The organism is Allobosea sp. RCC_152_1 (assembly GCF_041360765.1).
Taxonomy (GTDB): Bacteria; Pseudomonadota; Alphaproteobacteria; order Rhizobiales; family Beijerinckiaceae; genus Allobosea; species Allobosea spartocytisi.
Map to the genome: position 1 here is coordinate 88,547 of NZ_JBFUPU010000008.1, position 13,655 is coordinate 102,201.

The 13,655-nt window shown below is 67.9% G+C and carries 13 protein-coding genes; 1 reads left to right on the forward strand and 12 read right to left on the reverse strand.

From position 1 onward, the window contains the following. The first annotated feature begins 117 nt into the window (after positions 1–117). On the forward strand, positions 118–1,938 hold the full coding sequence (locus AB6806_RS22830; RefSeq protein ID WP_038362772.1) for an ABC transporter ATP-binding protein: 1,821 nt from the start codon (positions 118–120) through the stop codon (positions 1,936–1,938). 87 nt (positions 1,939–2,025) lie between these two features. Here the strand turns inward: AB6806_RS22830 and AB6806_RS22835 are convergent, their stop codons facing one another. The 12 genes from AB6806_RS22835 to AB6806_RS22890 form a co-directional block, all read right to left on the reverse strand. Then, positions 2,026–2,547 carry a hypothetical protein gene (locus AB6806_RS22835; RefSeq protein ID WP_142022775.1) on the reverse strand — a complete coding sequence of 174 codons (522 nt, stop codon included), beginning with the start codon at positions 2,545–2,547 and terminating at the stop codon, positions 2,026–2,028. Between the two features lie 11 nt (positions 2,548–2,558). Then, complete coding sequence (locus AB6806_RS22840) at positions 2,559–3,488, reverse strand: nucleoside hydrolase (RefSeq protein ID WP_370955606.1); 930 nt, start codon at positions 3,486–3,488, stop codon at positions 2,559–2,561. 4 nt (positions 3,489–3,492) lie between these two features. Further along, positions 3,493–4,257 carry an ATP-binding cassette domain-containing protein gene (locus AB6806_RS22845; RefSeq protein WP_370955607.1) on the reverse strand — a complete coding sequence of 255 codons (765 nt, stop codon included), beginning with the start codon at positions 4,255–4,257 and terminating at the stop codon, positions 3,493–3,495. Between the two features lie 198 nt (positions 4,258–4,455). Beyond that, positions 4,456–5,400, reverse strand: a complete 945-nt coding sequence (locus AB6806_RS22850; protein WP_370955608.1) for a sugar ABC transporter substrate-binding protein — start codon at positions 5,398–5,400, stop codon at positions 4,456–4,458. A gap of 43 nt (positions 5,401–5,443) precedes the next feature. Further along, positions 5,444–6,400 (reverse strand): ABC transporter permease, encoded by a 957-nt coding sequence (locus AB6806_RS22855; protein WP_210245687.1) that lies wholly within the window; start codon positions 6,398–6,400, stop codon positions 5,444–5,446. Positions 6,401–6,405: 5 nt separating this feature from the next. After that, positions 6,406–7,200, reverse strand: coding sequence for an SDR family NAD(P)-dependent oxidoreductase (locus AB6806_RS22860; RefSeq protein ID WP_185748009.1), 795 nt, complete (start codon positions 7,198–7,200; stop codon positions 6,406–6,408). A 1-nt stretch (position 7,201) separates the two neighbouring features. Next, positions 7,202–8,014: a BtpA/SgcQ family protein gene (locus AB6806_RS22865; RefSeq protein WP_038362777.1), complete on the reverse strand. Its 813-nt coding sequence runs from the start codon at positions 8,012–8,014 to the stop codon at positions 7,202–7,204. 12 nt (positions 8,015–8,026) lie between these two features. Then, positions 8,027–9,556, reverse strand: coding sequence for a xylulokinase (locus AB6806_RS22870; RefSeq protein ID WP_142022780.1), 1,530 nt, complete (start codon positions 9,554–9,556; stop codon positions 8,027–8,029). Beyond that, on the reverse strand, positions 9,553–10,272 hold the full coding sequence (locus AB6806_RS22875) for a GntR family transcriptional regulator (RefSeq protein ID WP_142022781.1): 720 nt from the start codon (positions 10,270–10,272) through the stop codon (positions 9,553–9,555). The genes AB6806_RS22870 and AB6806_RS22875 overlap by 4 nt, the downstream gene beginning before the upstream one ends. Before the next feature lie 50 nt (positions 10,273–10,322). Then, the gene (locus AB6806_RS22880) at positions 10,323–11,333 is read right to left on the reverse strand and encodes a Gfo/Idh/MocA family protein (RefSeq protein ID WP_370955609.1); all 1,011 of its coding nucleotides are present in this window, start codon (positions 11,331–11,333) and stop codon (positions 10,323–10,325) included. A gap of 9 nt (positions 11,334–11,342) precedes the next feature. After that, entirely contained in the window at positions 11,343–12,365 is a 1,023-nt protein-coding gene (locus AB6806_RS22885; protein WP_142022783.1) for a Gfo/Idh/MocA family protein, read from the reverse strand. Between the two features lie 12 nt (positions 12,366–12,377). After that, entirely contained in the window at positions 12,378–13,559 is a 1,182-nt protein-coding gene (locus AB6806_RS22890; protein ID WP_142022784.1) for an extracellular solute-binding protein, read from the reverse strand. Positions 13,560–13,655 lie beyond the last annotated feature (96 nt).

Here is a 13,655-nt window from a genome sequence, read left to right on the forward strand (position 1 = left end):
TGAATCGTTCGGGCCATGGGATGACAGCTTCGTGTCCGGAGCAAGACCCGATTGCCACATTGCCCGTCCCATCCACGCCAGTGGCGCTTGCCGGCCCGGCATGGTAGGGCGCGGCCCATGAAGATCGGCCGCGTCACCGACGACACCCTCGCGCTCTTCGCCCGCGTCTGGCGCGAGCAGATCAGCCGCTACCTGCCGCAGATGGCGATGATCCTGGCGCTGGTCGTGGTCATCGCGGCGACGACGAGCTTCTATCCGCTGCTGATCAAGGCGGCCTTCGATGCCTTCGCCGATCCGCTGGCCGCCGAATCGACCGGGTTCGTGCGGCGCATGGAGCGACTGGTCTCCAAGTCGATCAACTACGATATCGGCGTGATCAACGCCGTCGCGACCGTGGTGGTCATCGTGACCGCCATCAAGGGCTTCTCGCTGCTCGCTCAGACGGTGATGACGAATACCGTGGTCAGCCGGATCGAGGCCGACATGCAGACGGAGCTTTACGGCCATCTGATCGATGCCGATCTCGCGCAGCTTCAGAAGGAGAACCCGGCCTCGCTGACGCAGCGCTTCACCACCGATTTCACCTTCGTCAAGGAAGCGCTGACGCGCATCGTCAACATCGCCATCCGCGATGTGGTGACGGCGATCGCGCTGATCGGCGCGCTGTTCTGGATCGACTGGCAGATGACGCTGGTCGTGCTGCTGATCGCGCCCGTGATCGCCCATCCGATCGGCCGGATCGGCAAGAAGCTCCGGCGCATGGCCAATTCCCAGCAGGAGCAGACGGGCATCATGGCGAGCCTCGTCACCGAAAGCCTGCAGGGCGCGCGCGTCGCCAAGACCGATTCGCTCGAGCCCTATCTGAAGCAGCGGGCGGCCAGCGCCTTCGAGACGATCCGGGCGCTCAAGATGAAGGCCGCCAATGCGCGCGGCCGGCTCGATCCGCTGCTGGAGGTCGGGGGCGGCATGGCGGTCGCGGGCGTGCTCGCCGCGATCGGCGTGCGCATCACCTCGGGCTCGTCCACCGTGGGCGATTTCACCGGTTATGTCTCGGCGCTGCTGCTTGCGGCCCAGCCGATGCGCTCGCTCGGCAATCTCAACGCCATCGTGCAGGAGGCCGGCGCCTCGCTGAAGCGCTATTACGCGCTGCTCGACGAGAAACCCCAGATCCTCGACCGGCCGGGCGCGAAGCCGCTGGCGGTCTCCTCCGGCGGCATCGCCTTCCGGCATCTGCGCTTTCGCTATCGCGAGGATCAGCGCGCGCTGGAAGGAATCGACCTCGTGGCGCAGGGCGGCAAGACCACGGCGCTGGTCGGGCGTTCGGGCTCCGGCAAGTCGACGCTGCTCGCGCTGGTGCCGCGCCTCTACGATCCGACCGGGGGGCGTATCGAGATCGACGGGCAGGATCTGCGCGATGTGAGCTTGAAGAGCCTGCGCCACCAGATCGGCGTCGTCAGCCAGGATGTCGTGCTCTTCGACGATACGGTGCGGGCCAATATCGCCTTCGGACGGCCGGGCGCGAGCGAGGCCGAGATCGTCGCGGCGGCGCAGGCTGCGGCGGCGCATGACTTCATCACGGCGATGCCGGGCGGCTACGACGCCTCCGTCGGCGAGCGCGGCCACAAGCTTTCCGGTGGCGAGCGCCAGCGCATCGCGATTGCCCGCGCGATCCTGAAGGACGCGCCGATCCTCCTGCTCGACGAGGCGACGAGCGCGCTCGACACCGAATCGGAGCGCCTCGTCCAGCAGGCGCTGGCGCGGCTGATGAAGGGGCGCACGACCCTGGTCATCGCGCATCGGCTCTCGACCATCCGCGAGGCCGACCTGATCGTGGTGATGGACGAGGGCAGGATCGTCGAGACCGGCAGCCATGACGCTTTGCTGGCGCGCGACGGCGCCTATGCCCGGCTGCACCGGATGCAGTTCGTCGAGGGCTAAGGCTAAAACCTGCTGATGATACGCGGAACCACGGGGTCATCGTGGGTCAAGCCCGGGATGACGGCGTTTGTCCGTGACAATGCTGCCCTACCGGCAGAAATCGGCGCAGCCGGCTTCCCAGAATGCTTTGCCGGATTCAAGCGGCGGGATCGAGGGCCGCGGCTTGCGGCCGGGCAGGTCGTCGGGGAGAGGCTTCACCAGCTCCCACCAGCCATGGGCGCATTGCGAGCGGAAGGCCATCTGGTCGGAGATCGAGGTACCCTCCTTCTCCAGCACGATGTCGAGCGCGGCGCAGGTCTCGCGCAGCCGCTCGTCATGGGCGTCGCTCGGGTCGTTGGCGTAATCGTGGAAGGCCTCGGTGAAGGCTTCCATCTCTCGGGCGATGTGCGGCCAGTCGCTGCGAGCGAGGTTCCAGGCGTCCATCCACTCGCGCACCACGGTTTCGACGGCTTCCGCTTTCGGTTTGTGCTTCACCTTGCGGGCGGTGGTCAGCATGTGGCGCATCAGTTCGGCGCGGGCATGGGCATGGCGCGCCCGGAGCGCGGTTTCCTGCATCCGCGCGATGGCGTCCGCCGCCTCCTGCTGCAACGCTTCGACGAAATGCGGCATGGAGCGATCCTTCAGGGCAGGGTGGCGAGGCGTTCGATCATCCGCTCGAACAGCTCATGGGCCTTCACGGCCGAGACGACATGGGCGTTGGGCGCGCGCTTGAGCCGGCCGTTCCAGTCGATGGTGGTGCGGCCGCGCAAGGGGCCGTCGCCGGTCTCGACCGCGACGAAACAGTCGCGACCTTCGAAGAGTTCCGACCAGAGCAGGAAGGCGATGACGCAGGGGTCGTGCATCGGGTGGCCGTCGCTGCCGAGTCCGCCGGGGCGCGGGCGGGTCAGCATGCCCGAGACGGCTTTGCCGGCGGCGTTGCCGCACGCGCCGATGCGGGCGATCTGGTCGTGGCTGGCGATGGCCTGCAAGGTGACGCCGAGGCCGAACATCACGATCGGCCGGCCGCAACCGAAGACGATTGCCGCCGCATGCGGATCGACATGAACGTTGAATTCGGCGGCAGGCGTGATGTTGCCGAGGCCGATCGCGCCGCCCATCAGCACGATGCGCCTGACCTTGGGCAGGATGTCCGGCGCGAGCCGAAAGGCCAGCGCCAGATTGGTCAGCGGCCCGAGCGGGCAAAGCGTGACGCCATCTTCGGGAGCCGCGCGGCAGAGATCGATGATCGCCTGGACGGCATGGCCCGGCGCGGCCTCGCTGGCAGGGGCGGGAAGGTCTGCTCCCGCCAAGCCGTCCGGGCCGCAGACGAATTCGGCGGTTTCGAGCGGGAAGACGAGCGGTCCCTCGGCGCCGCGATAGACCGGGATGTCGCCGCGCTGGCCGAGGTCGCGGATGCGCAGCGCGTTCGTGGTGGTCTGCGCCACCGGGACATTGCCGGCGACGGTGGTGATCGCCTTGAGGTCGATCCGGTCGCGGCTGGCGAAAGCGAGCAGCAGGGCAACGGCGTCGTCCTGCCCCGGATCGGTGTCGATGATGATCGCTTCGGGCATTTTGTCAGGCCGCCTTGGCGTTGCCGGACATGATCATATGGGCGATGTCGTCGGCGGTGAGGTCGCCGAGCGGCCGGTCCACATATTTGCGCCCTGCGCCCATGATGACGACGCGGTCGGCCAGCGCCACCACGTCACGCATGTTGTGGCTGATCAGGATGACGGTGCGCCCATCCGCCTTGAGCTTGCGGATGAGGTCGAGGACGAGGGCGCTTTCCTTGACGCCGAGCGCCGCCGTCGGCTCGTCCATGATGATGATCTCGGCGTTCCAGCGGAGTGCGCGCGAGATCGCGACCGCCTGGCGCTGGCCGCCGGAGAGACGCTCCACGGGCCTCGTCATGTCGGTGACGGCGGCCGAGAGCTGCGACAGATAGCGGCGCGATTCCGCGATCATTCTCTTCTTGTCGAGCACGCGCAGGAAGGGCAGCAGCACGGGCTTCGTCAGCTCCGAGCCCATGAAGACGTTCTGGGCGATGGAGAGGCGCGGGGCCAGCGCAAGGTCCTGGTAGATCGTCGCGACGCCATGGTTGAGCGCGTCATGCGGCGAGCCGAAGACGACCGGCTTTCCACGCATGCTGATGGTGCCGCTGGTCGCCTCCTCGGCGCCGGAAATCACCTTGATCAGGCTCGACTTGCCCGCGCCGTTGTCGCCGCACAACGCGACCACCTCGCCCGGGAAGATGTCGAGATCGACCTCGCGCACGGCGACGACGGCGCCGTAGCTCTTGCCGATGCCGCGCAGGGAGAGGAGGGGGGTGGGTGCGGTCATCGCTTCAAACCTGTTCTGGGGCGGGGCGGCTTGGCGCAACTTGCCCCCTCGCCCCTTGCGGGAGAGGGGTGGGGTGAGGGGGCCCTCGACGCTTCCAATGCTGCCTTTGCCGACGCAAACCGGAAATCGCAGCACGACCCCTCATCCGTCTCGACTTCGTCGAGCCACCTTCTCCCCCGAGGGGAGAAGGAAGAGCACTCACTTCTTCAGGAACTGCTGGACGTTGTTCTTGTCGACGAGCACGGCGTCCATGAAGAGATAGGGGCCGCTGGCGACGGTCTCCTTCGGCTTCTTCTCGACGACGATGGTCTGGATTGCGTCGACCGCCTTCTTGCCCATCTCCTCGAAAGGCACGGCGACGGTCGCCATGAAGGTCGAGCTGGGGTCGGCGATGCGCTCATAGCTCTCCTGGCCGCCATCGACCGAGACGAGCGGGATCTGGCCCTTCTTCACCCCTTGCGCCTGCAGCAGGTCGTCAATGATGTAGGCCTGCCCGTCGAAGGAGGCCCAGATGCCGTTGACCTTGCCCTGGTTCTGCAGGAGCAGCGCCTGCATGCCGGAGCGGACATCGTCGCGCCAGCTCTGGGTGCGGCCCATCGAGAACTTGCCGAGCTCCTTCACCGCCTGGTTCTCGGAGAGCACCGCGTCGAGAATCTTGCCGCGGATGCGCGAGGCGACGTTGAGGTCGAAGCGCGAGGTCAGGATGTTGCCCTGGTAGCCGAGCTGGCCGAGCAGGTAGAGCGCGGCATCGGCGCCGATCTTGTATTCGTTCGACTGGATGTCGAAGAGCGCATGCGGGCTCGACCCCGATTGCACGGTGATGACCGGGATGCCGGCATCCTTGGCCGCCTTGAACTGGGCGTCGGCCTCGACCGGCTTGCCCATGGCGATGATGATGGCGTCGACCTTCTTGGCGATCAGCGCGTCGAACTGCTCGGCGTGCTTGGGCAGCGCGCCTTCCGAGTTCAGCAGCGTGACGTTCCAGCCCTTGGCCTTGGCGGCTGCAGCCGCCGCGTTGGCGACGCGGGCATGCGTCTCCGACGAGAACTGGAAGCCGATGACGCCGAGCTCGAAGGCGCCGGCGGATTGGCCAAGCGCCAGGAGCGCGGCCGCCGCGACCAGCATTTTGCGCAAACCGAACATGTGAACTCCCCTCTTCTGTTTCTTTGAGCGCAGATTCTGGATGTCAGACCTTGAACGCCACCTTCCGGATCGCGCTGGCCGAGAAGGCGACGGAGCCGATCATGATCGCGCCGAGCATGATGTCCTGAACGTAATAGGCGGCGCCGAGCAGCACCAAGCCATTGCCGAGCACCTTGAGCACCAGCGCCGCGAAGACCGTGCCGGGCACGTTGGGCTTGCCGGGCTCGAACATGGTCATGCCGAGCAGCACGGCGGCGATGGCATAGAGCAGGTAGTCGCCCGCCATGTTCGGCGCGGCCGAGGACAGGTTGGCGGCGAGCAGCACCGCCATGATGCCGGCGAAGACGCCGGCGAGCAGGAGGCCGATGCGCTTCATCCGCGCGGTCGCGATGCCGGCGAGCCGCGCTGCCTCGTCCGCCTCGCCGGTCGCGACCATATGGGCGCCGGTGCGGGTCCATTTGACCAGCCCCCAGGCGAAGAGCGTGGCGCCCGCCAGCCAGAGCACGAGATTGGGAATGCCGAAGCTGGTGCCGCGCGCCAGCCCAGTGAACTGGATCGGCCAGCGGCCGGTGAAGGCGACGCCCTGCGTGATCATGAAGGCGCAGCCCCGCGCGATGGCGCCGGTGCTCAGCGTCATGATCAGGGAGGGGATGCGCAGCCGCGTCACCCCGAAGCCATTGAGCGTGCCGAAGACCACGCCGACTGCCAGCGCCGTCGCCACCGCTGCGGCCGGAGGATACTGGAGCTTGATCAGCCAGCCGCAGACCACCGCGGCAAGGCTCGCGACCTCGGCGACGGAGAGATCGAGCTCAGCCACGATGAAGGCAAGCGTGAAACCCAGCGCCAGGATGGCGAGGAAGCTCGTATCCTTCAGCACGTTGATGATATTGGTCGCCGTAGCGAAATTCGGCGCGAAGATCAGGAAGAACAGGATCAGCGCCAGCCCGGCGAGCGCCGTGCCGTAGCGGCCGATCAATTCGCGCAGGTGGACGCCGCCCATCCGGTTCAGGCTCCCTTCGCGATGGTCGAGATCGGCGACAGGATCTCGATGCCGCCGGTGATCGGGATGAGCGCGCCGGTGACGAAGGCGGCGCCGTCCGAAAGCAGGAAAGCGATCACGTTGGCGACATCCTCGGGCCGTCCCAGTCTTCCCAGCGGCGTCCGCTGCGCCGCGCCCTCGACCAGCGCGTTGAACTGCTGAGCGAATCCGTTGCGCACCATTGGCGTATCGATGATGCCCGGCGCAACCGCATTCACGCGGATTCCATGCGGCCCGAGCTGCTGGGCCATGCCGTAGGTGAGGGTCGCGACGCCGCCCTTGGCCGAGCCATAGGCGAGATTGGCGCCGCCATTGCTGTGGGCGATCGAGGAGATGTGGACGATCGAACCGCCCTCGCCCTGATCGATCATCTGGCGGGCGGCGGCTTTCGAGATGCGGAAGACGGCCGAAAGGTTGATGTCGACGAGCCTGTCCCACTCGTCATCCTCCATCTCGACCAGCGGCACGGGGCGCGAGGCGCCGGCGCCGGTCACGAGATGGTCGAGCCGGCCGAAGCGCGTGGCGGCGAGATCGATCGCCGCCTGCGCGAAGTCGCGCTCGCGGACATCGCCGGCCAGCGTTTGCGCTTCGCCGCCTGCGGCCGTGATGTCGGCGGAGAGCACATCGAGCCCGGCCTGATCGAGCCCGCAGAGCAGGAGGCGGTGGCCGGCAGCCGCGAGCGTCGTGGCGAGGACCGAGCCGATGCCGCCGGAGGCGCCGGTGATGAGCGTGACGGGCTTGGTCGTGGTGGGCCTGGTCATCTCAGGCCGCCTTGCGGGCTTCATAGGCGCGCACCAGGGCGTGGGCGCGCTTCGGGTCGACCGGATTCAGGGTCTGGCGGTCTTTCTTGATCGAGGTGCCGATGATGAAGATGTCGGCGACCTCCGAGAGCCGGGCGATATTCTCCTCGGCGACGCCGGTACCGACCGCGACGGGGGTATCCGGGACCTGCTTCGCAACCCGCTCGATCACCGAGATGTCCGCCTCCTTGCCGGCGGCCGGGCCGCCGACGCAGACGACATCCGCGAGCCCGATGAAGACCGCGCCCGAGGCATGCTGCTCGACGGGGCGCGTGTCGAGATTGATCGAGAAGCCGGGCGTGACGTTGCAGATGATGCGGATGTTCTCCGCGCCGAGATTGGCGCGCAGGCGCAAGGCGCGGGCGCCGTCCGGCGTCATCATGCCGATATCGCCGGCGAGCAGCCCGGTCAGGAAGGCGCGCACGAAGCGCCCGCCCGTGGCATGGGCGACGGCGATGGAGGCGGGCGGGTCGATCAGCATGTTGACGCCGTGCGGCAGCTTCGTCTGCGCCTGGCATTCGGCGATCACCTCGGTCATCGCCGCGACGACCTCGACCGGCATGTTGGCCTCATAGGGCATGTCGGATTCATTGGTGTAGAGCAAAGCGTGGAAGCCGGCCTCCTCCAGGATCCGGGCCTCTTCCTTCGCCTGCTTGACGATCTTCCGCATGCCGCCGCTGCGGTCGTAGAGCGGCGTGCCGGGCAGGGCGAGCGTATGGACGCAGCCGACCAGCAGATGGTCGCGGCCATATTCGGTCTGGACGAGGGTCTTCATGGCGTCGGGTCCTTACGGAGACGATGGCGTGGCATGGATGCCGGGCAGGCTGCCGGCGCTGCGCGAGAGCCCGGCGAGATCGGCCGAGATCGGCGCGAGCGCGACCTCGGCCCGGCGGAAGACGGCAAACAGGGCGTCATAGGCTTCGCGACGAGCCGGATCAGGTTCGTAGCGCCGGGCGGGGGTGACGAGCGCCTCCTGCGCCGCCGCGAGCGAGGGGAAGCGGCCGAGCCCCGTCCAGGCGATGATGGCGGCGCCGAGCAGGCCGGGTTCCTTCGCGGCACCGACCACGACCGGGCGATTGCAGAGATCGGCCTTGATCTGCGCCCAGACCGGGTTGGAAGCGGCACCGCCGCCGAATCGGATCTCGCCGACCGGGGCGCCGAGCGCGGCCTCGGCCCGTTCCAGCACGATGCGGTTGAGGCAGGCGACACCTTCCAGAACGGCAAAAGCGAGATCTGTCGCGCCATGCTGGCGGCCAAGTCCGAGGAAGGCGCCGCGCAAGGCCGGGTTCCAATAAGGCACGCGCTCGCCCTGGAGATAGGGCAGGAAGACCAATGGCTGCGGATGGCGCCGCCCGGCGAGCAGCTTGCCGATGCCGTCGCCGACATCCGCGAAGCCGCGCTCCGTGCCGCCGAGCAGGGACACTAGCCAGGCGGCGGTGTCGGCGCCGTTCTGGCTGGGACCGCCGAGCTGCCAGAGTCCGCGCCAGTCGACCGTCAGCAGGCCCTCAGTGGCAGCGGCCTGCTCGCCGACGACGCCGAGGACTTCGGTGGTGCCGGAGATGTTGTAGGCGAAGCCGGGCCGCATCGCGCCCAGCCCGGTCACGGCGACCCAGGTATCGCTGGACGAGCAGAAGACCGGCACACCCGCCAATCGCCCGAGCGCGCCGGGCAGACCCGGCTGGACCGGCCCAAGCACCTCGCAAGGTTCCAGTGCCGGTGGAATGATCGAAGGCTTCAGGCCGAGGGCCGAGAGCGCGTCGCCATCTCCCGCCACCTCGGTGCAGGCCATCAGCCGCGCCATCGAGACGGGGTCGCCCGCCTGCCGGCCGGTGAGGCGGAAATTCAGCCAGTCCTTCGGCTCCAGCACGCTGGCCAGCGCCCGGAAGCTCGCTTCCTCCTCCTCGGCCAGCCAGGCGAGGCGCGCCAGCGGATGGAAGGCATTGATGCGTTCGGCTTCGGGATGGGCGCCAAGCCGGTCGCGCAGACGGGCGGCGGCCGCTTCCGAACGGGTGTCCTTCCAGGTGATCGCCGGCCTGAGCTGGCGCCCGTCGCGGCCGAGAAAGACCTGCGTGCGGGTGACGCCGCAGATGGCGATGCCTTCGATCGCGCCGAACAGTTCGGGCTCGGCCTCCGCGAGCTTGGCGGCCGCTTCACAAAGAATCGTCCACCAGGCTTCGGCATCGACTTCAGACCAGCCCATGCGGTCGATCAGCGTCGGGCCGATGATGACGCTTTCGGCGCGTGTGCGCCCTTGCGCGTCGACAAGCGCGGCGCGGAAGCTGGTGCCGCCGAGATCGCAGGCGAGGACCACGCTCATGGAGTGACGCTCCCGACCTGCCGGCGGATGGTGAAGCGGTAGATGTCGCCGCGGATCAGGTTGTCGCTGACCTCGATCACGCCGCCGACCGCGTCGCGGGCGATGCGCTGCGAGCGGAAGATCGCGGTGCCCGAGGGGATGCCGAGATGGCCGGCGTCTTCGGACTCGGCCGCGAGCGGTTCCAGCGTCTCCTCGACGGTCGCGACATGGATGCCGCGGCATTCGGCGAGGTAGCGGTAGAGCGAGGCATCCATCAACTCATCCGGTCTCACCGAGCCGAGCACGCCGGCGCCGAGGCGCGAGCGTTGCAGCACGGCCGGCTGGTCGTCGAGGCTACGCAGGCGCAGCAGGTCGACGATACCGTCGCGGGCGATGTCGGCGCCGAACAAGGTGAACTCGGCCGGCGTCGCCGCGCGGGTGGCGAGAGCGAGCACCCGCGTCTTCGGCACGCGGCCGGCCATCCGGGCCTCGCTATGGAAGTCGACGATGCTGCCGAGATGTTTTGTGATGTGGCGCGGCCGGTAGAAGGTGCCCTTGCCCTGCCGGCGTTCGATCAGCCCCTGGTCCTGCAACTGCTTCAGTGCGGCACGGATCGTGGTGCGGCTCGCGCCGTAGCGTTCGCAAAGCTCGTGCTCGGAGGGGATTGCCCGAGAAACGTCGCCCCCGGCCGCAAGGCCGAGTTCGAGACTATGGGCGATCTCCTGATAACGGATCATGCGGCATTCCCGGCGGGATGCCGTATAGGAAGATACAAATCAGATACAAGTCAAGCGGTGCGGCGCGCCGCCTGCAAGATTTCGTCGACGAGCCGCTGCGAGGCCAAGGCCTCCTCGCCGGAGACGGCGGGATCGCGGCCTTGTTCGATCGCGTCGAGGAAGTCGGCGATGACGGCGCGGTGGGCGTCGTGCGGGAAATCCATGATGTTGGCGCCGCTGCCGGTCGAGCCCTCGGCCTCGACCACCTCCTCGCGCCCGTCGAGGAAGGCGAGGCGAAGCCGTCCGCCGATCAGAGAGGCGAAGCCCTTCGTGCCGGTGATCTCGATGCGCTCAGGATAGCCTGGATAGGCGGCGGTGGTGGTGACGAGGGTCGCGGGGGCGCCGTTGCCGGTTTCGAGCAGAGCGGAGACGTAGTCTTCCGTTTCCATGCGATGGATGGCGGTGGTGCGCGCCTGCGCCGCCACGACCTTGGAGACGCCGACGAGGGAGCGGAACAGATCGAGCGAATGGATCGCCTGGGTCAGCAGCACGCCGCCGCCGTCGCGGGCCAGCGTGCCGCGGCCCGGCTCGTCGTAATAGCTCTGCGGACGCCACCAGGGCACGGTCAGGAACGCGGCCTCGATGCTGCCGAGTTCGCCGGAATCGAGCGCAGCCTTGAGGCGCAGGCTCGCCGGCCGGAAGCGATGCTGCAGCGTGACGCCGAAGGTTTTCCCGGTGCGGCGGGCGGTGTCGACGAGGCGCTGGCCGCGCTCGCTGGTCAGCTCCAGAGGCTTTTCGACCAGAACATGTTTGCCGGCTTCAAGGCAGAGGGCGGAGACGTCGAGATGGCTCGAGGGCGGCGTGAGCACGATGGCGGCGTCGACGGTGGGGTCCGCCAGCACGGCATCGAGATCGGTCGTGGTCGGAAACGGAAATTGTTGCGCATAGGCCTTGGCACGGTCCGGCGTGCGGCTGACCGCCCAGCGCACTTCGGCACGGCCGGCCAGATCGACGAGGCTCTTCGAGTGCGGCAGGGAGGCGGGCCCGAGCCCGATCACGGCGATGCCGAGCTTGCGTGTCATGGCGTTTCCTCAGGATCGCGCTTCAGGCCGCACCGGCAGCCGGGCCGCCTTCGCCTGCGCCTCCAGGGCGAGGCGGCAGACGGTGAAGGTGTGGCGCTGGCTCACGGCCGTCTCGCTGCGGGCGCCGATATCCACGATCAGGTCGCGAAAATAGGTCAGCGGCTCGCGCGAGGCATCGATATGGCGGGTGCCGGCCTTGTCGACGAGGAAGACATGGTCGGTGCCCGGCCGGCCGGCGATGTCGACATATTTGCGCAATTCGATGGTGCCCTCGGTGCCGAGGATGGTGAGGCGCCCGTCGCCCCAAGTGGGCAGGCCGTCAGCGGTGAACCAGTCGACGCGGATATAGCCGCCGGCCTTGTCGCTGCGCAGCAGGATCTCGCCGAAATCCTCGAAATCGGGGACGTCCGGCCCACCGAAATGGCCGATGCCGGAGGCGACGATTGCCGCATCGTCCGAGCCGGTGAAGTGCAGGAACTGGTCGATCTGATGCGAGGCGATATCGGTCAGGATGCCGCCATAATGGCGCTTGTCGAAGAACCAGCCCGGCCGGATCGCCCGGTTGAAGCGATGCGGCCCGAGGCCGAGCGTCTGGACGACGCGGCCGATCGCGCCGTCGGCAATCAGTTTGCCGGCTATAATCGTTGCGGGAACGATGAAGCGCTCGGAGAAGCAGACCGAGAAGATGCGCCCGGTCTCCGCTGCCGCCTGCTCGACCGCGGCGAGCTGGTCGAAATCGGTGACGCCGGGCTTGTCGACCATGACGTCCTTGCCCGCCCGCATCGCGCGGATGGCGATGGCGGCGCGCTCAGCAGGGATGGCGGCGCAGAGGATGAGATCGATCGCGGGATCGTCGATCAGCCGGTCCGCGCTCACCTCTGGCAGGGTCGGGAAGCGCTCGCGGAAACCGTCGAGCACCCGCTCGTCACTGGTCGCGGGATCGAAGCCGACGCAGGTCGCGCCGGCTGCGAGGAGACCACCGACCATATGGTAGATATGGCGGTGGTCGAGGCCGATGGCGGCGAAGCGCATGCCGGATAGCTCCTATTGCGGCGCCCCGTGGCCGACGCCGACCTCCTGGTCCCAGCGGCGGAAGGCGGCGACGAGGCGCTCCGGCGTCAGCGGCGGCCGGGTCGGCAGGGTCTCGATCAGCTTGTCGTATTCGGGGCGGCCGAATTCGGCGAGCACGTCGCGGCTCTCCTGCGGCGCCTGCGCCAGGGTGACGCCCTTCACCGCCGGGCCGGGATAGAAATAGCCCTTGTCGAAGGTGAAGGCCTGCGCCTCCGGCTTCAGCATGTAGGACATCAGCGCGAGCAGGGCCGGCATCTTCTCGGCCGCAGTGCCCTTCGGGATGCACATGAACTGCGTGTCGGGAATCCAATGGGTCTTGTCGAGAACGAAGACCTTGGCCTCCTTCGGCACGATGCCGAGCGCGCGCGGGTTGATGTCCCAGCCCAGCGTCGAGACGATGACGTCGCGGGTGCCTTCGCCGAGCTCCTTCATCGTCGCGGCGGTGCCGCCGGGGTAATAGTCGATGCCGGTGCCGAGCTCCTTGAGATAGGCCCAGCTCTTGTCCCAGCCCTTCATCGGGTCGCTCGGGTCGGAATCGCCGAGGATGTAGGGCAGGCCCTGCAGCCAGGTCCAGCCGGGGCCGGAATTGACGGGGCGGGCATAGGTGAAGCGCTTCGGGTTCTGCTTCACATAGGCGAGGAGGTCCTCGGCCGTCTTCGGCACGGTCTTGAGCCGGTCCGGCGCATATTCGAAGAGCGGGCCGGAGGGCGAGTAGACCACGGCGACGCCCTCGTTCTGGCCGAAGTTGCGCTGCATCATCAGCGCCTGCTCGTGATAGATCTCCTCGGCCTTGGGCAGGCTCGCGGCATGCGATTTCCAGACATCGACCCAGAGCCCCTGCTGGATGCCGTCCGACATGGCGCCGGGGCCGGTCAGCACGAGGTCGATATCGACGCGGTTGGCCGCCTGCTGCGCCTTGAGCTTACCCGGCAGCTCCGGCGAGGGCGCGCGCGAGAAGTTCAGCCGCGAGATCAGCTTCGGATTTTCCTTGCCGAAGCGTTCGATGGCCGCCTGGGTCAGCTGGAGATTGCCGGCGACATCGATGATGTTGAGCGCGACGGGGCCGGATGCGGCTTGCGCGAAGGCGCCTCCAGCCTTGAGCGCGGCGAGGCCGGCCGCGCCGGCCATGACGGTGCGTCGTGTCGGATGTGTCATGTTCTCTCCCTGGGTTCGCGGCTCTCTTCTGACGTCATGAGCGACGCCGCGGAGCCCTTACGCTGGGATACTAGTGCACTACTTTCGGTGCCAACA